Source organism: Metabacillus mangrovi, assembly GCF_009711125.1.
Lineage (GTDB): Bacteria > Bacillota > Bacilli > Bacillales > Bacillaceae > Metabacillus_B > Metabacillus_B mangrovi.
Window position 1 is genome coordinate 1 of the sequence record NZ_WMIB01000019.1, and the last position, 16,883, is coordinate 16,883.

The 16,883-nt window shown below is 46.1% G+C and carries 18 protein-coding genes and 1 pseudogene; 14 read left to right on the forward strand and 5 right to left on the reverse strand.

What is annotated here, in order from left to right:
• The 5 genes and pseudogenes from GKZ89_RS15545 to GKZ89_RS15565 form a co-directional block, all read left to right on the forward strand.
• Window positions 1-213, forward strand: a pseudogene (locus GKZ89_RS15545) (hypothetical protein); the annotation flags it as partial.
• Window positions 214-296: 83 nt separating this feature from the next.
• The gene (locus GKZ89_RS15550) at window positions 297-467 is read left to right on the forward strand and encodes a hypothetical protein (protein ID WP_155113331.1); all 171 of its coding nucleotides are present in this window, start codon (window positions 297-299) and stop codon (window positions 465-467) included.
• A 198-nt stretch (window positions 468-665) separates the two neighbouring features.
• Window positions 666-1,172: a GNAT family N-acetyltransferase gene (locus tag GKZ89_RS15555; protein WP_155113332.1), complete on the forward strand. Its 507-nt coding sequence runs from the start codon at window positions 666-668 to the stop codon at window positions 1,170-1,172.
• A gap of 47 nt (window positions 1,173-1,219) precedes the next feature.
• Window positions 1,220-1,459, forward strand: coding sequence for a hypothetical protein (locus GKZ89_RS15560; RefSeq protein ID WP_155113333.1), 240 nt, complete (start codon window positions 1,220-1,222; stop codon window positions 1,457-1,459).
• 31 nt (window positions 1,460-1,490) lie between these two features.
• Window positions 1,491-2,048, forward strand: coding sequence for a DUF5412 family protein (locus GKZ89_RS15565; protein WP_155113334.1), 558 nt, complete (start codon window positions 1,491-1,493; stop codon window positions 2,046-2,048).
• Window positions 2,049-2,309: 261 nt separating this feature from the next.
• On the opposite strand, the gene GKZ89_RS15570 is transcribed toward GKZ89_RS15565, so the two are convergent.
• Together GKZ89_RS15570 and GKZ89_RS15575 are read right to left on the reverse strand one after the other, a co-directional pair.
• Entirely contained in the window at window positions 2,310-4,073 is a 1,764-nt protein-coding gene (locus GKZ89_RS15570; RefSeq protein ID WP_241680289.1) for a sensor histidine kinase, read from the reverse strand.
• On the reverse strand, window positions 4,073-4,783 hold the full coding sequence (locus tag GKZ89_RS15575; protein WP_162356951.1) for a winged helix-turn-helix domain-containing protein: 711 nt from the start codon (window positions 4,781-4,783) through the stop codon (window positions 4,073-4,075). The genes GKZ89_RS15570 and GKZ89_RS15575 overlap by 1 nt, the downstream gene beginning before the upstream one ends.
• A gap of 194 nt (window positions 4,784-4,977) precedes the next feature.
• Between GKZ89_RS15575 and GKZ89_RS15580 the strand changes: the two genes are divergently transcribed.
• The 3 genes from GKZ89_RS15580 to GKZ89_RS15590 all read left to right on the forward strand — a co-directional run bounded on the left by GKZ89_RS15580 (window position 4,978) and on the right by GKZ89_RS15590 (window position 8,010).
• Complete coding sequence (locus GKZ89_RS15580) at window positions 4,978-5,940, forward strand: CPBP family intramembrane glutamic endopeptidase (protein WP_155113336.1); 963 nt, start codon at window positions 4,978-4,980, stop codon at window positions 5,938-5,940.
• 258 nt (window positions 5,941-6,198) lie between these two features.
• A complete protein-coding gene (locus GKZ89_RS15585; RefSeq protein ID WP_155113337.1) occupies window positions 6,199-6,912 on the forward strand; it encodes a CPBP family intramembrane glutamic endopeptidase in 714 nt (237 codons plus the stop codon).
• A gap of 39 nt (window positions 6,913-6,951) precedes the next feature.
• A complete protein-coding gene (locus tag GKZ89_RS15590; RefSeq protein WP_155113338.1) occupies window positions 6,952-8,010 on the forward strand; it encodes a DUF418 domain-containing protein in 1,059 nt (352 codons plus the stop codon).
• 179 nt (window positions 8,011-8,189) lie between these two features.
• Here the strand turns inward: GKZ89_RS15590 and GKZ89_RS15595 are convergent, their stop codons facing one another.
• The 3 genes from GKZ89_RS15595 to GKZ89_RS15605 are packed head-to-tail and all read right to left on the reverse strand — an operon-like array spanning window position 8,190 to window position 11,495.
• Window positions 8,190-9,038: a sialate O-acetylesterase gene (locus GKZ89_RS15595; protein WP_155113400.1), complete on the reverse strand. Its 849-nt coding sequence runs from the start codon at window positions 9,036-9,038 to the stop codon at window positions 8,190-8,192.
• A gap of 23 nt (window positions 9,039-9,061) precedes the next feature.
• The gene (locus GKZ89_RS15600) at window positions 9,062-10,654 is read right to left on the reverse strand and encodes a HEAT repeat domain-containing protein (RefSeq protein ID WP_155113339.1); all 1,593 of its coding nucleotides are present in this window, start codon (window positions 10,652-10,654) and stop codon (window positions 9,062-9,064) included.
• 43 nt (window positions 10,655-10,697) lie between these two features.
• Window positions 10,698-11,495, reverse strand: a complete 798-nt coding sequence (locus GKZ89_RS15605) for a phosphotransferase (protein WP_155113340.1) — start codon at window positions 11,493-11,495, stop codon at window positions 10,698-10,700.
• Between the two features lie 193 nt (window positions 11,496-11,688).
• Here GKZ89_RS15605 and GKZ89_RS15610 point away from each other — a divergent pair, with 193 nt between their 5' ends.
• From GKZ89_RS15610 to GKZ89_RS15635, 6 genes are read left to right on the forward strand one after another with little or no spacing between them, the layout of a single operon-like run.
• Window positions 11,689-12,594 carry an efflux RND transporter periplasmic adaptor subunit gene (locus GKZ89_RS15610; RefSeq protein ID WP_155113341.1) on the forward strand — a complete coding sequence of 302 codons (906 nt, stop codon included), beginning with the start codon at window positions 11,689-11,691 and terminating at the stop codon, window positions 12,592-12,594.
• Window positions 12,595-13,287: an ABC transporter ATP-binding protein gene (locus GKZ89_RS15615; protein ID WP_155113342.1), complete on the forward strand. Its 693-nt coding sequence runs from the start codon at window positions 12,595-12,597 to the stop codon at window positions 13,285-13,287.
• Complete coding sequence (locus tag GKZ89_RS15620; RefSeq protein ID WP_155113343.1) at window positions 13,277-14,449, forward strand: ABC transporter permease; 1,173 nt, start codon at window positions 13,277-13,279, stop codon at window positions 14,447-14,449. The genes GKZ89_RS15615 and GKZ89_RS15620 overlap by 11 nt, the downstream gene beginning before the upstream one ends.
• Window positions 14,450-14,462: 13 nt before the next feature.
• On the forward strand, window positions 14,463-14,849 hold the full coding sequence (locus GKZ89_RS15625) for a hypothetical protein (protein WP_155113344.1): 387 nt from the start codon (window positions 14,463-14,465) through the stop codon (window positions 14,847-14,849).
• An 11-nt stretch (window positions 14,850-14,860) separates the two neighbouring features.
• Window positions 14,861-15,541, forward strand: a complete 681-nt coding sequence (locus GKZ89_RS15630; protein ID WP_155113345.1) for a response regulator transcription factor — start codon at window positions 14,861-14,863, stop codon at window positions 15,539-15,541.
• A complete protein-coding gene (locus GKZ89_RS15635; RefSeq protein WP_155113346.1) occupies window positions 15,538-16,863 on the forward strand; it encodes an ATP-binding protein in 1,326 nt (441 codons plus the stop codon). Before GKZ89_RS15630 ends, GKZ89_RS15635 begins: the two co-directional genes overlap by 4 nt.
• Window positions 16,864-16,883 lie beyond the last annotated feature (20 nt).

Consider the following 16,883-nt stretch of genomic DNA (forward strand, 5'->3'; position numbering starts at 1 on the left):
GAAGAAGTTATCCGAACGTATCAGCTTAGAGAGAAATATCTATTGGACCTTAATACTCAGGTTAATGGAGCAAGAAATGCTGGAAGAACCGATGCAAAGTTTGAAATAGCCAAAAACATGCTCCAGTCTCAGAGTCTGTCTGTACAAGATGTTGCTAAATTCACTGGACTGCCCTTGGATAAAGTAATTCAGCTTGAAAAAGAAGTGCGTTAAGTGTCCAAAGCAGAGAGAAACTCCGCCGGCTGAGTGCTGATGAAGAAGTTATCCGAACGTATCAGCTTAGAGAGAAATATCTATTGGACCTTAATACTCAGGTTAATGGAGCAAGAAATGCTGGAAGAACCGATGCAAAGTTTGAAATAGCCAAAAACATGCTCCAGTCTCAGAGTCTGTCTGTACAAGATGTTGCTAAATTCACTGGACTGCCCTTGGATAAAGTAATTGAGCTTGAAAAGGAAGTTCGCTAATTAAATGGACAGCACAACTGGCAGCAGGAGAAAATCCTGCTGCCTTTTTTAACGTTGGTTTTCACTATTTACCGCTAACACCTACAAGCACTTTAAATGCTTTCCGGCTTTTCTTAACATTTAGAAAAATTTTAGTAGTAGAAAAATAATTCCTATGATAAATTAATTTTATCATATTTTTCCAAAAGGGGAATTCCTTTGATAACAGTAAAAAAAGCAGAGCAACGGCATGTGAATGGAATTGTTAAGGTTTGCTCAGAAGGAAACCGCGATACATATGGCATCACCCATTCAACGGAGTACATTGAAAGGGTAATTCAGGAATTCTATAACCCGGAGCGGGTTCTTCACGAGGTCACTCATACAGACAGCGGATGGGACGGATATTATGTCGCTCTTGAAGAAGATACGGTCGTTGGCGCAATCGGCGGCGGAATGATTGAGGAGGACAAAAGTGAAATTTATGTCCTTTACCTCAATCCGAATCGCCGCGGTGAAGGCATTGGCACCAAGCTCCTTCAAGCCTTTACTAATGTCCAGAAAAGCAAGGGCGCCAGGCAGCAATGGCTTTCTGTTTCAAAAGGAAATGAGAAAGGCATCCCTTTTTACGAAGCAAGAGGATTTCAATTTGTAAGTGAGCAGAAAAGCTATGCAAGCGAAGAGGATGAGAGCTACGTGTCTTTGAGGTATTGCAGGAAGATATAAGGACATATTGTGATTCTTACTTTTGGTGCATCTTGGAGGTGTAGATCGTGGACGAAACGAAGAATAGAAAACAAAATCCGTCGGGTGCTGCTGTTGGTTTTATTGTCTTCATCCCACTTTTGCTTGCCATCTTCATCCCAACTTTTGCATGGGCTTATATAACAGGAACTGTATTATATGGGTATAGCATCTATTTAAACAGATACTCGAAAACTGTGGTGTTAAGAGAACTTGCCCTTTTGTCCATGTTTTTTCTTTTTGTTTTCTTGCTGGATCGATTCATATAAAAGGCCTTCACGGCGGGAGGACACTCCAATTATGATTATTGCCATTCTCGGTCTACTAATCGCTTTGCTGACTGTTCTGTTATTCATCACCTTCTGTGTTAAAATAATTGGCTTCCTTCTAAAAAAGAACCCTTTTCCGAAAAAATTGCTTATCACTGCTTCAACAGGTGTTATCCTAGTATTTTCTCTACTATTTTACCAAACCTATTTCTTCACATTCAGCTCCATCGACCGGAGCAATATGGAGCAAGGCCCGGGACCCGTTCCGTCGCCAAGCGGCAACTATTCAGCCCATGCGTTTTATGAACCTTATGGCGGTGCGGCGGGCGGAGTGAATGTGTGGGTGGAGATTACACACCATCAGGAGAAAGAAAAGGTAAAAACCATCTATTTTGCTGATGCAAAAATCGATTTTTCGATGAAATGGATCGATGATGACCAGCTTTCCATTGTGAACAACGATCCGGATTATCCGGATGAGGACCGGAGCATTGTATTAAAGCCAGATAAAGAGATTTATGATGAAAGCGGGCTGGCCTGCCAGAGCCTGCTGATGAAGGATGAGTATGAGAGGTGCTATCAGGATTAATCTTATTCGAAAAAAACCCATGCAGAGTCACTTTCCGCTTGGGTTTTTCATCATTTTTGCTCCTTAATAAAAACACCCGCAAACGTCACAACCAACCCGACCACAAAAATAACCTGAGCAGTCATCGCGATTCCTCCGTCGTAATCCGCTAGGTTTTGGACAAACAGCCCCAGCAACAGAATGAATCTCCTTTTTCATGACTTGTCTATAAAAACGAACCTGCTGCGGAATTTCATGCTTACATTTCAACTCAGAGTCTGTCTATGACTTCCTCAGATGTCTTTCTCCCCGCTCCCCTCCCAAAGGAAATTCAAGCCGAAATACAGTGCCCTTATCTTTTACAGAAGACACATGAATGGTGCCGCCGTGAAGTTCGGCTATGGCGCGGGCAATGCTCATGCCGAGACCGGCGCCTTCTGTCTGCTCATCTGTGCTTGTGCCGCGGAAGTAGCGGTCGAAGAGGTACCGGACCGTTTCTTCGTCCATTCCGGCACCGTTGTCAGAGATCGTGACAATGGCTGATTCGCCGTGTCTGCTGACTGAGGCGGTGATGCTTGTTCCCTTTGGGTTATGCTTGATGCCGTTATAGATCAGGTTATCGAGCATCCGCTCAAACCAGCGCCGGTCTGCATGGATGTATAGATTTGAATCTGTGCCTTTAAAGGTAAATGGAACATCCTCAAGGGTTAGGTCGTTAGCAAACTTCAGCATGATGTCCCGTATAAGTTCATTCAGTTCCGCAGGCTTCAGCTGATGGGGGAGTGACTGGTTTTTGAGCTGGAAGGCAAGGGAGAAATCCTCGATCAGCGCCGTCATATAATCTCCTTTTTCCCTGATCATCTTTCCCATGTCCAGGAGCTCTTCATCGGTCCAGCGGTATTGTCCGCTTTCGAGCAGATGGGCATAGCCTTGGATCGTGGAAAGAGGTGTCCTGAGATCGTGGGAAATGCCAGTCATCCACTCTTCACGCGTTTTTTCCAGCCGGTCTCTTTCCTTCTCTGTTGCAGAAAGCTTTTCGGCCATTTCGTAGAAAGCACCGATCACTTCTTGATAAAGCTTGTACCTCAGGCGCAATTTTCCATTTCTCTTGAAAACCTTTTTCCGCTCTTTTTCTGTGAGTACTTCCCCGTACTTTCCGTGGCCCATTCTTTCAAGCCAGCTGGTGAAGAGAAGGAGGGGCTGGCTGTACCTGAAGCCCTGCCAGAAGGAAATGCCTAACGTTAAGGTGAGCAGGACAACTGCTGCGATAATGATGAGCTTTATCATTTCGGAAAAAATGGAGAAGGCCACTGGCTCTGCACCTTGCTTCGGTGTATTTAGAATCCAAGTAAGACCGGATTTCGGATCAATGAAGATCGTTGAGTGGGTATCGAATTTTCCCGGTGACGTTGTCCTGACTAGCACGTCCAGCGGCTTGTAGACCTCTTTCATCTTATCAGAGGTCGACTGGACCACTTTCCCCTCCTGGTTTATTACCTGGATGGACCCTTCCACCTTCTTTAATTCCTCTTTCAGCTGTTTAAGGTTATCACCGGAAATCCTGCCGTTGCTTGAATACAGTGAAAACCAGCGCTGAAGGCTTTCCCGCTCCTTGTTTTCATATCCGAGCATATAAAAATACGGATCTTTGAAGGTAGTGTCAACCTGAGAGTATACGTAGAATCCTTCATAATAGTTCGTTTTTTCAATCTGGAGAATCTCGGTGACTGAGTAGGAGTCAGGCAGGAGTTCAGGTGTATTTTCTGACCCGATGACGTCTCCTTCCATATCAACTACCTGCACCCATAGATTTCGGTCTTGCAGCTGTTGTTTCCACGTATCGCTGATGGTGGCCTTATTTTTCTCGATCTGCGTATCGATCGCAATGTTTTCAAGGGCACCGGCAGGGAAGTTTTGCTTCATTGCTTCTCTATTTAAATGCGTCAGAAGCACAAATAGAAGCACGAGAGAAATAATCGCAACAAATACAATGATGGAAATAAACTGAAGAGAGAAGTGAAAAGCCAGCCTACGCCTTAGTGACATCAGCCCTTTTTCCCCTTGACCAGCTTGTAGCCCAGACCACGTACGGTCACGAGCAGTTCAGGATGGCTCGGGTCTTTCTCGATTCTTTCCCGGATTCTTCGAATGTGTACAGTGACGGTATTGTCATCCACAAAGCTGTCAAAGCCCCATACCGCTTCAAGCATCTTCGTCTTAGACAGGACGGTATTGGGATGCTGGCACAGATACTGCAGCAGGAGAAATACCTGGGCAGGCGTCTGCACGGCCTCGCCATCGACAATCAGTTCCCCTGCCTCCTCATCCAGGATAAAGCGTCCGAAATCATGCTTCCTGCCCGTCTCTTTTAAGGAATGGGAAGGAGCTTGGTTCCGCCGGAGCCTCGCCTTAATTCTCGCTGCGATTTCAAGCGGATTGAAGGGCTTGGTTATGTAATCATCCCCGCCAATCGCAAATCCTGTCAGCACATCAAGGTCGGAGACGCGTGCTGTCAAAAAGAGAATATAAGCATCGGAGATTTCCCTGATTTTCGGGCAGATCGCAAAACCGCTCTGTCCGGGAAGCGTCACATCAAGAACTACAATATCAATGGGATTTCGGGAAACGCACTCAAGCGCCTCTTCTGCAGTAAAAGCTGAATGTATATGGGTAAATCCTTCTTTTCTAAGAACGGTTTCCATTAACTTCACGATTGATCTCTCATCGTCTACTAACAAAATTTCCGCATTCTCCACTTTTATCCACCTCGATGAATATCGTAGCACACAAACCTTACGAGCATATTAACAACTTTCCTTAAAGTTTATCAGCTAGTAAACTCCTGTTTCTTTAAGAGAAATAGAGGCAGTCTATACTGAGTAATAGAATTTAAATTTCCTGAGGGATCCCTAGAAGATTACTGAAAAAAATAAATCGGAGGATGAACCCTATGTCACAAGAAAAAAGAAATGAAGAGGAAAACAATGCGGCTGGAGGTACAGTTTTGAAGAATGCCCGGCCGGCCTATGATCGCACCAGACCATTCGGTGCCCACATCCGTATGAGCTGGTGGAAACCACTCGCAATCATCGTTGTCCCGTCGGTGCTGCTGATTGTCGTGCAAGTCTTGTTCCGAATGGCCGTTGGCCTAATTGAGGGCAGCGACGAACCGCTGTCAGCGGCCTATACACCGTTGAGGTTTCTATCCGACAGCTTGAGTATAGGGGTCACAGGAGTACTGGCGGTCTTGCTCCTGGCATGGTTGGCCAAAGTACCTTGGCGCAGCCTGCTCAGCTCACCGCGGGCATTCGACAGACGGCGCTTAGTTCAGTACCTGATCGGCGGGGCGCTGCTTGTGGGCGCTGGGATAGGTGTGATCGCGCTCGTCGCACCCGAAGCCCCGGGATGGACGGCCTTCGGTTTCACTGGCACAACAATGGCTATGCTTGTCGTCACCTTCTTCTTCACTCCGATACAGTCCATAGGTGAAGAACTGATGTATCGAAGCGCCGTCATGCCTGCAGCTGCGTCATGGGTCCGTCCAGTTCTCCCTGCCTTAGCCGTCGGGCTCTTGGTTTCCAGCTTTCACTTCGCGGTCATGCACGGTTCGACTGACCCCTGGCTGTTCGGGTACTTCTTCGTTGTCGGTACCTCGACAGCGCTAATAGCGATCATCAGCCGAGGCATTGAGGCATCGATCGCGTTCCACGTCGCCAACAACGTCATGATGTCAACCGTTAACTCGCTTATGGCGGGTGGCAAAGTATACGCCTTGGACCGTTCCACGGAAACCGGAGATCCATCCCTGCTTATTCTCGCCGCGGTAAACATCGCCATGGTCGCCTTTGTCTGGATGCGCGAACAGCGGGCGGGCACTGCCACGCATCAGGGCTTGACGAATGATCATTCTTAAAGTGACACATATTACGGGTCACCTATTAATGGAGCAGGTGAGGTTGCCATAACTGCAAATGGGGAATTAAAAATAATAAACATCCGGTGCCCTTTGTCCTCATTTGTATACACTTGACTGAGATTTCAAATAAGTGGATCCCCAAGGAGGTGTTGACAGTCTTTACGTTCTATAGAGTGTAACCGTATTAAGAAAATAATTCTAAAAATGGAATTGTTCACACACACGTTTTTTAATTCTTTCAAAGGGTGATGATTTATGTTGAATTCTCCCCAGTTAAATACATCAGGAAAAACGGTAAGGAACGACAAGGAGCCTGGATGGCCTGAGATTGGAATAATGGGCCTCGCCTATATTGTTCTTGTGCTTGGGATCGCCCAAATCATTAATATGACCACGGAGGATGCTTCGGTTATAAGCGGAATCAGTTTTGCTGCATTATCCGGTTTAGCCGGATTAGGTGCTTTCCTTGCGGCTTATGTTTTGCGGATTCGCTCATGGGAAGCTTTTGGCATACGGGGGACATCTGGAAGGTGGCTGCTGGCTGGCCTTGGTTTCGGGATCGGTGTTTTGTTGTTTACTCGTGGTTTTGCTTTGATTATGTACTATTTAGGGTTTAGCGGCAGCACCCAGGCGTCTTATGAATCTGCAGCGAGTGGAGGCACTCTTGCTTTCATCGCACAATTTTTAATGATTGCTGTATTGACGCCGATCGGTGAAGAATTTGCTTTCCGCGCCGTTTTAACCAATGCGCTGAAAAAGTATGGTCCATGGATCAGCATCATTGGCAGTGCTCTTATTTTTGCCACGGTTCACGGTTTGAATGAAGTATGGGTAGCTGCTTTCGTGACCGGTCTGGCTGCCGGTTATTTGTTTTACCGGACGGGATCAGTGTGGCCCGGAGTTATTGTCCATGCAACCTACAATGGATCAATCACCATACTGACTGCAGTTGTGGCGAATTATCTTTAACTTCTATCGTTGGAGAAATGAAAAAAGGGGTCAGTAATAATGGAACCAACTATAAATAAGGAACGAATGGATGTTATTGACTTAATTAGAGGATTTGCCTTGATGGGGCTTCCTTTTGTTAATGTGCTTGCTCTTTGGAGAACAAACGTTAATTTATCAGGAACACAACTGGATATTTGGGTTCAGCGTTTTCTGTATTTGTTTGTTGAAGGACGTTTTTACGCAATATTTTCCTTTTTGTTCGGATTGGGACTTTGGATTTTCTTATCCAGGGCAAAAGAAAAAAGGGACCATCCAACTGCCCTTTTTATTCGGCGTATGCTGTTTTTGTTTGCAGCAGGAGTAGTGCATCAGCTCATAAACCCTGGTGAAGCCTTGCTAGTCTATGCAATCATGAGTCTTCCTGTTTTTTTCCTTCATAGGATCCCAAAGTGGATTAACTTAGTGGCAGGTATAGCAGGGGTGATTATATTGAGTTACCTGGGGAACAAACTGCTGACAACCTTGCCCTTAATGGTGCTGGGTCTCGCATTCGGGCAATATCGTGTATTTGAATATTTATTAAAAAATCGTAAAATGTGGACGATAGCTGCTATTCTTTCATTTGCTGCCACTTGTATTCTATCCGTTTTTCTTTGGCAAGAAGCTCCTGACGATGGATCCGTAAAACGTCTGGAAGGAATTGAGTTATCTGAAGCACAAGTCGACTCGAACGTTGCCTTTTATGCCTACACAGAGTTGTCCTTAGCATTTGCTCCGTTTTTCTCTGTTTTTTATGTCAGTTTTCTTGTTTTGCTCTACCCTCTTGCAGGGAAATGGTTATCTCCTTTACATGCATTCGGACGAATGGCGTTTACAAACTACATTGGTCAATCCGTTATCCTGATTCTCCTTGCTCTGTTTATTCCAGTTAATTCGGTTGTACCATACACAACTGCAACAATTACGTGTCTCCTTGTAGTAATCGTGCAAATCATAGCTTCTTCGTACTGGCTTGCGTTTTTTAAATATGGGCCGTTAGAATGGCTGTGGAGATGTGGAACTTATGGTAGATGGCTTTCAATCCGAAGAAAAAGAGCGGCAGCCAATGCGAATTAAGAAACAATGGACGCAACTGTAAAGTGAATATTCTTTACCTTAATTAGCTATCGGGTCGCGTACGTTCAAAAAGAAAAAATAAGTCAAACAGAACTTCCGGTTTTATGGAAGTTCCGTTTTTCGATCAATATCAACAACTTTAACTGGTTTATGCTTTATAAGCTATTATCCACTTTACCTTACTTACTTTCATTTACATTAGAAAGATTAATAGAAAACTCCTCAAAGCTCAATTGCCCTAAGGCAAACTTCGTACTCTGGACAAAAATCTTTTCATTTTTAGTCAGCTCTCGGTTCGCTGCCTTTTCCATCCATTCATGCTCGTTGTCTAAAACATCAAAAACATGCTTTTGTTTTGAAAAAGCTTCATAGTATCGCAATCCAAATCTTCTTTGAGAGAGGGCATCAATATGAATGCCATCCGGATTTGCTGTTAAGCCCTTTGAGGTTACAAAGTAGCAATTCCCTTCAGTACGGGCAACTTCAGATATTACCTGATTGATTTGTTTATACTCAACGGCACTTTTTCCAAAACCGGTCTCTCCAAGAAAATGTCCCAGCTCCCCGATCATGATAGGGACATCCGGAGCCTTCAATTCTTCTCTCAAGTGTTTAAACAATGTAAGCAATTTATCTTTATACGTTTTATAACGTTCTCCGTAGCTGTCGCTTTCCCCTTGATGCCACAGAATTCCCGCTAGTTCACTTGTTTCCATAGCGAATTTTGCTTCTGAGATTGCATGTCTTGTTAAGAACCCATCCATTGACCACTCATCAATCGAGCTTCCACCCTCGGCACATGGTATGAGCCCAATGGACTCGCCTGGATGATCCTCTGTCCAAGCCTGGGCAAAAGAGGCTGCCGGACCGACACCAGATACGTGACGGTCCGGATTTATTGGTTCCGCCATCATTTGCCATCTTCCGTTTCTCAGCATATGTATTTGTTCATTATAAATTGGAGATACATCCTCAATAAATCCTCTGCCTGCCATATTTGACTGTCCGATTAACAATATTGATTTCATAGAAAAACCTCTTTCTGCTTTATTTAATACCCCTTCAAACAAAACTCAAGCTGCTCCCTCTCCCACTCCCTTAGTCCGCTTCCATATTTGCTTAGCGCGGTTCGGACGGAGGCCGCCTGCTCTTTGCTTGGAACGGTGAAGGATCGGTTGTAGCCCGCAAGCCACTTTGCTGCTTGCTGCTGGCCTAACCTGCTGATTGCAGGGTTGTCCTCGTTTACATAAAGCTCAAGAATATACCGGATAGACGCCCATTTTGATAGCGAGCACAGTAAGACAGCCGCCTGGTATCTGCTGTGAGGAGCGTCGGCCTCCTTGTAGATTCTGTATAGTTCTTCCGCTTTGTCCTCATAAAGTGCTGCCTGCAAGGACCGTCTCGCTTCCTTTGAAACTCCCGGATGATCATGGCTCAACAGGCTGATGAAGGCCTCCCGATTGGAGTCTGGATCGAGCATAGCGAGCGCACGGGCCGCTGCTTTGGTGATTCCCGCTTCATCCGACTTTACTAGCGGCAGAACCAGCACTGCATGTTCTTTGCGGCCAGTCTCTCCGATCCCTAACAGGGCTTCCCGGAGGTTTGCGCCGGACTGCTTCATAATAGCCTCCGTATAATAGGATGCAAAATCCGATATGTTCCGTTTACTTAGCAGATATCTTGCAAGAGACCTAACCGTTCCGCTTTTATCAAAGAGAGCTGCTTCAAGCTCTGTGAGGCTATGATTTGGAAAAATTTCAACAGCTTTCTGCAAAACCGCAGCCCGGATTCTTGGAAACTTATCTTTTTTAAATTCGGTGTAAAAACGCTGGAACACTGATTCACTGATTTCATTCATGATCTCCCCGAATAAAATCAGCCTTCCATGAGGTTCCGTTTCCCGCCTGAAGTAATCCATCAGATTCTCTTTATTGGCCTGTCCCGAACGAATGATCATGTCATAATAGACCAACCTTATTCTATGTTCTTTAGATTGTGTTCCTTCATGCAAAAACGGAAGCGCCTCCGGCCGGGAAAGCAGACCTGTTATTTTTTCAAAAAGCACATCATGATCCGCGCGATTGGCGTTCTTCAGCTTGAATATGACCGGTAAATTCGCAGTAAAAGCCTCGATCTGGCTGCCTTCAATCCGATCCTCTGTCAGCCGCCTGGCAAGGCTCCTAATCTCTGAAACCCAATCATTGCACCGTATAAGCAGGAATGGAAGCTCTTTTCCTGTATGGAATGAAGCCAAGAGGTTCATGGCTTCTTCCCGAACATATCCGTTTGGATGAAACGTACATAGCCCTGAAATTGAGATTTTCTCTTCCTCCGGCCAATCAGCAAGATGTAAATCTCCGGGGTACTCATTTCTCCAGCTGTCATGTTTATCGAAATACATCTCCCGAAAAAGCGGATCCAGCAGCAGTAACTCCTTATTTGTCAGGTTGGATACACATGTATGGATCGCCTCTACTGTTCTTGTCCTGTAGTCAGCGGAGCTCGTCAGGAGCATCGGGAACGCAGCAGGAAGCTTGGTATAATCACGTTCTATGAGAAGTGAATGCAGCAGAGCTTCCTTATCCTGATGGGAGAGGTGATCACCTGGCAACGTGCTGTTTTTTCTGAATGGGTTCCAGTTCATGTGGATACCTTCTTTCTAGAGGAGACACTTCCTGCCCCTGCTTTCAAACCCACTCTCTCCCGTGTTCGCGGATAAAGCGCAGGTCCTCTTGGTAGTGATCGTAATGTCCTTCATCGATCATTTTTTGAAAAGCTGCGTCGCCCTCTTTTGCCTTCCTTTGCATCGTTTTGCATAATCCTTCCACCCGCAGCAATACCATCTCAAGAATGCCTTTTTTCATCCCTTCCATTCCATAAGAATCAAAAAACAGATCCACTCTTTTCTTAATCAAGACATCATCTTTTTTCCGATCGTAATATACCGCTTCACCTGATTCCTTATGATAAAGCCTGCTCAGCGGCACACACGTGTAAAGCGTATAGGCGATATCCCAAATCCTCGGGCCTGGAGCCGCCATGTCAAAATCAATGATGCCAGCAGGCACTCCTTCATTGAAGATCAGGTTGTAAATCGCAAAATCATTGTGGCAAATCACTTCCAGCGGCTTTGGTGTGTTATCAATCGGCTGCCAGCCCTGATCAATGGGAAAATCACTTATCGCATCATGATAGGTACGGAGCATCCCCGCTATTTCTTTTAGCGCCTCATCCGACCACATGTATGTCTTCAATGGATAATTCCCTGCTTCCCCTTCGATAAAAGACAGAATCTCTCTGTCTTTCCCGTCAATGCCAAGAAACCTTGGCACACCTTCCACACTCTTCATTTCAAGATGGTTGAGTAAAGCATGAATCCGATGACTGCCGGGCTTCTGTTCACGCCGGACTGTATCCCCAACCTTGTATACGCCGGAGACGTTTCCGCCTGTCAGGTATTTCTCTCTGTCATTCTGACTCTCCATTAAAACTCCCCTTTTCCTGCATCTCTTTATTTTTCATATTACCAGAATTTCCTTGGCAAGTTTACCGAATCCATCAGTCTATCACTATCCCATGATCCCTCCAGAATTTCCCGGGAGCTTTCATAAAAAAATTCATAATCAGTTCATAATTCTCAAGTAGTTTTATCTCATCACATAGTTGGAGGGATAAAACATGAGTGTTAAAAAGAAGAAAAACAAAACAAAATGGGTGATTGGATTAACGATTGGACTTGTAGTGATGGGGGCAGCAGCAGCTCCGCTATTCATGCCGCCCGGTCAGGCAGCCTACAAAAAAGTGACGGTCGAGAATGGCAGCCTATCATCCTATTACACCTTTTCAGGAATTGTAGAAGCGAAGGAGCGTGAGACGGTAAGAACTGAGAAAGCGATGCAGGTGGAGGAAGTCAAGGTTGCGAAGGGCGACGCTGTAAAGAAAGAGGATGTCCTGCTCACGACGTCTGCAGGAGAAGAAATCACCTCCCCGATTGATGGAGAGGTATCTTCCTTAGCGGCGGAAGAAGACGGACAGATCATGGCGGGAGGAGAGCTTCTTGAGATCGTAAATTATAACGATCTGCAGACGAGCATGAAGGTGGATGAGTACGATCTGAAAAGTGTGGCAGAAGGCCAAAAGGTAGATGTCACGATATCCGCTCTGGATAAAACAGTGAAAGGTGAAGTTTCCTCCATCTCAAAAGAGGCAGTCAATGAAAATGGCGTGGCCTATTTCACAGCTGTGATAGATCTTAAAGAAAACAAGGACATTCGCGCAGGAATGAGTGCTGAAGCAAAAATCCAGAATGAACGGGCAGCAGATGTTCCTTCACTGCCTATGGACGCTGTCCTGTTTGACGGGAACGATCATCCGTATGTACTCGTCCAGGCAAAGGAAGGGCAGCCTGAAAGAAAATACATCAAAACCGGCATCAATGACGGGGTTCACGTAGAAGTAAAAGAAGGACTAACAGATGGGGATACAGTCGTGATCCAATCAGAAGAACAGCCGGCAGCACCTGGCGGATTTATGCCTCCAAGACCCGGAGGAATGGCTCCTTCCGGCACACAGGGGGGACAATAAATGAGTAAAACCATCCTGAGTCTGGAACAGCTCTCTAAATCCTACCAAATGGGGGAAGACGAACAAACGGTTCTGAAGTCCATAAACCTCGAGATTAAAAAGGGGGAATTTCTTTCCGTGCTCGGTCCATCCGGGTCCGGGAAGTCCACGCTCATGAATATCATCGGGATGCTCGATGAACCGACATCCGGCCGCTATTTTCTATCGGGGAGCCTGGTGGACCATCTTGGTGAAAAGGAGCTTGCCGCCATACGAAATAAAGAAATCGGATTTATTTTTCAGCAATTTCAGCTGCTTCAAAAATGGACTGCGCTTCAAAATACAGAGCTTCCGCTCATCTATTCAGGATTGCCTGCTAAAGAGCGGAGAAGCCGGGCAGAAGCAATGCTTTCCCGTGTAGGCCTTGGAGAAAAAATGCATAACCGTCCCAATCAGCTGTCAGGCGGACAGCAGCAGAGGGTGGCGATCGCAAGAGCTTTAGTGACACAGCCTTCGATCCTTCTTGCGGATGAACCGACCGGTGCACTGGATCAAAAGACAGGCCAGCAAATCATGAAGCTTTTCCGGGAGCTTCATGAAGAAGGAAAGACGATCGTCATGATTACACATGATCTAGACGTCGCTAAAAACGGGAGCAGAATCATCCGTATATTGGACGGAGAGCTTGGGGAGGTGAACCATCTTGATTCTTGAAAACAGTAAAATGTCATGGCAGAATATCGCGCAAAATAAAATGCGCTCCTTCCTGACCATTTTAGGCATTGTCATCGGAGTCGCATCCATTATCGCCCTTATAACGATTGTGAAAGGGGCCACAGGAGAAGTGACAGAGCAGATGTCTTCTCTTGGAGCAGACAAAATCACGGTTCAGGTCCAGGGCACCCCGCTAAAAAAGGGCCTGCTTGAAACGGATATAAAAAAGCTTGAAGACATTCAGCACGTTTCAGGCGTCTCACCTACCCTTTCCGGCAAATCTTCGGTCGTTTATTCAAAAAACGTGATGGAAGACGTCTCGATACAGGGGAAAAACCACATGCATTTCCGCAAAAATGATGACCTGATCGAGAATGGAAGAGCCATCAACAAACTGGATGTGGAAAGCAAAAACAAGGTCATTCTAATCGGCTCGGACATTGAAAAAGAACTGTTCGGGGGCAAAGATCCGATCGGGAAAACCATTCAGATAGCAGGCGTGAATTTTACTGTGATCGGCACACTTGAAGCATCGGACAGTTACTCCAATGAGTCATCCAATGACACGGTCATCATGCCTTATACAACAGCCATGGGCTTCCTTCAAGCCGGATCCGTTTCCAATGCGGATATTTACATGCAGGACGCCAAGTACTCAGATGAGGTAACAAGTGGTGTAGAAAAAGCCATGAATCAGGCATTCAACTATAAAAATGAAGGCTACTCGGTTATGAACATGGGTGATATGATTTCATCCATTAATGACATTACATCGATGATGTCCCTGATGCTTGGAGGCATTGCCTCTATATCCCTGGTTGTGGGCGGAATCGGAATTATGAATATGATGCTTGTTTCCGTAACAGAGAGAACGGCGGAGATCGGCCTTCGGAAAGCACTTGGGGCTGAGCCGAAACGAATTCAGCAGCAGTTCCTGTTCGAATCGGTTTTTCTTTCTCTGATTGGCGGAGCGATTGGTTTAGTGTTGGGCCTCGTCATCGCCGCTGTCGTCTGCAGCATTATGGGTACAAGCTTTACACTGTCCGCTTCCACGATTCTGCTTGCGGTCGGATTCTCTGCTGCCATCGGGGTCCTATTCGGTTTTGCACCGGCTAAAAAGGCTTCACAGCTTAATCCGATCGATGCGCTCAGAAACAGTTAATGGAGGAGATAAAATGAGAAACTCAAAATGGTTTTTTATCAGTTTGATTGGGCTGTCCATCACGGTCATGATTTTGTCGGCACTTCCCCTCTTCATGAAGCCCCCTGCTGAAGGTCCAATTCCGCAGGGCCTCCCTCCAATGGAAGAGTTGCCTGCAGGGGGGCTGAACGGGGCCATGTTACCTGAAAACGTTGATCCAGCAGAGGCAGAGCAGTTTATGAAGGAAAACGGGGTTTCGGCTCCTGAACTGAAACCAGGGGAGATGGGGTCTTCACCGCCCGAAAAGTTGAACTATGGAACCGCAAGCGCTATGATAATGGCAGCAATTGTCATCGCATTTAGTTCATTCCGGCTCTTTCAGCTGAGAAAACAAAAGCAAGACAGGAAAAACGTGTACTAGGCGGTGGAAACATGGCAACCATATTGGTTACGGAAGACGATGTGAACATAAGAAGGCTGATAAAGGATCACCTTGTGAAAGAAGGATACCGCGTGCTTGAAGCGAGAGACGGAGATGATGCGCTCCTAGTTATGGAAGGCCACCACATTGATTTGCTGATCACAGATGTGATGATGCCTTTAATGGACGGTCTTGAACTGACTCGAGATCTGCGGGAAGCGGGATATGAGTTTCCGATCCTGATGATCACCGCCCTGGAAACGCTGGAGGACAAGAAAAATGGGTTTTCCTCGGGCGGGGATGACTACCTGGTCAAACCGGTCGATATGGAAGAAATGCTGCTTCGGGTTGCAGCTCTTTTACGGAGGGCTAAAATAGCCTCTTCAAAGGTTCTTGAAATAGGCAACACTGTATTGAATCAAGAGCAGCTGACGGTTACGGCCGGGGACCGGGTTTTGGAACTGCCCGCCAAGGAATTCCAGCTTCTCCATAAGCTCCTGTCCCAGCCCCGGAAAATTTTCACCCGGCAGCAGCTGATGGATGAGATCTGGGGGTATGACGTCCAAAGCAGCGAACGGACGGTTGATGTGCATATAAAACGCCTCCGTGAGAAACTGTCAGAGATTGAAGACTTTGAGATTGTAACAGTATGGGGACTTGGCTATAAGGCTGAGAAAAGAGGCTGTTCGTGAGGAGACTGCTGCATTCCATATACGTAAGGTTTATTCTTCTCTTTTTTGGAATTCTGATTCTATCCGCTCTTCTCTCCCTTGGCATCGTAACGGTTTTTCAGCTGGAGGGTGTTAAAGGAATGGTTCAGGAACAGCTGGAGGATAAGATCACGGCCATTGATTCACTTGCCAGCGAAAGAGATGTTCCATTAACAGAAGCCATCCGTTATTTGGATGGACAGGAGCTGACCATCCAAGTATACAGGAGTCAGGAGGAGCTGCTGGAAGCAAAGCAGTTTACTGTCCTTGAAAAAGACCTGAAAAAATTGCATCAGGGCAGCGTAGTGACAAAAGAATTTAACAGCAATCCGCCTTTGCCTGTTGCTGCTGCTCTAATCAGCGGGGATTATGTCACAGTCTATCCAGACCTAGAAAACAATCAAATTGCACGCTTTCAAAAAACAGCACAAACCGTTCTTCTGACAGCCATTATCTTAGGCTCTCTTCTGATTCTTCCAGCTGTATCCATGATCGTCAAGCCGATCAAAAGGATCTCAAAGGCTTCTGTACAAGTTGCCAACGGAACGTTCGACGTCCAGATCCAGCACAAAGGAAAAGATGAGGTCGGAGAACTTGTGAAGAATTTCAACATTATGGTGCAGGAGCTCAAAGCGAATGAATACCTCCATAAAGAGTTTGTGTCTTCCGTATCCCATGAATTTAAAACGCCACTCTCTTCCATTAATGGATTTGCAAAGCTTCTGAAAACGGAAGGCTTGCCGGAGAAGGAGAAGAAGGAGTATGCAGACATTATCATGAAAGAAAGCGAGCGTCTGTCAAACCTGTCATCCAACCTTCTCAGACTTTCCAAGCTCGATTACCAGGCCGTTCAATATAAAAGAGACACCTTCAATCTGGATGAGCAAATCCGCCGTGTGATCCTGCTGCTGCAGGATCAATGGGAGAAAAAACAGATCCGTCTGCACGTTGACCTGGATCAAATCCAGTTTAGAGGGGATGAAGAACTGCTTCAGCAGGTTTGGCTTAATTTATTTGTTAATGCCATCAAGTTTACACCTGAAGCGGGAGTCATCCGCCTCACTCTGGAGGAAACGGATGACAGGATCATCTTTTCCATTGCCGATAACGGGATTGGCATCCATGAAAGGGATCTGCCGCGGATTTTCGAACGGTTCTACAAAGCAGACAAATCGCGGTCCGGCATTGGAACCGGGCTGGGGCTGCCAATCGTTAAAAAAATCGTCGAAATACATGAAGGAACGATCACGGTTGAGAGCAAGCCTGGGGAAGGGAGCACGTTCACAGTGGAGCTTCCGGTGTGAAACGTTTAATAAGAAGCAGG

Coding starts and splice junctions, on each gene's coding strand:
- GKZ89_RS15610 (WP_155113341.1), top strand. CDS start 11,689: ATGAGTGTTAAAAAGAAGAAAAACAAAACAAAATGGGTGATTGGATTA.
- GKZ89_RS15565 (WP_155113334.1), top strand. CDS start 1,491: ATGATTATTGCCATTCTCGGTCTACTAATCGCTTTGCTGACTGTTCTG.
- GKZ89_RS15630 (WP_155113345.1), top strand. CDS start 14,861: ATGGCAACCATATTGGTTACGGAAGACGATGTGAACATAAGAAGGCTG.
- GKZ89_RS15580 (WP_155113336.1), top strand. CDS start 4,978: ATGTCACAAGAAAAAAGAAATGAAGAGGAAAACAATGCGGCTGGAGGT.
- GKZ89_RS15600 (WP_155113339.1), bottom strand. CDS start 10,654: ATGAACTGGAACCCATTCAGAAAAAACAGCACGTTGCCAGGTGATCAC.
- GKZ89_RS15595 (WP_155113400.1), bottom strand. CDS start 9,038: ATGAAATCAATATTGTTAATCGGACAGTCAAATATGGCAGGCAGAGGA.
- GKZ89_RS15590 (WP_155113338.1), top strand. CDS start 6,952: ATGGAACCAACTATAAATAAGGAACGAATGGATGTTATTGACTTAATT.
- GKZ89_RS15570 (WP_241680289.1), bottom strand. CDS start 4,073: ATGTCACTAAGGCGTAGGCTGGCTTTTCACTTCTCTCTTCAGTTTATT.
- GKZ89_RS15605 (WP_155113340.1), bottom strand. CDS start 11,495: ATGGAGAGTCAGAATGACAGAGAGAAATACCTGACAGGCGGAAACGTC.
- GKZ89_RS15625 (WP_155113344.1), top strand. CDS start 14,463: ATGAGAAACTCAAAATGGTTTTTTATCAGTTTGATTGGGCTGTCCATC.
- GKZ89_RS15585 (WP_155113337.1), top strand. CDS start 6,199: ATGTTGAATTCTCCCCAGTTAAATACATCAGGAAAAACGGTAAGGAAC.
- GKZ89_RS15615 (WP_155113342.1), top strand. CDS start 12,595: ATGAGTAAAACCATCCTGAGTCTGGAACAGCTCTCTAAATCCTACCAA.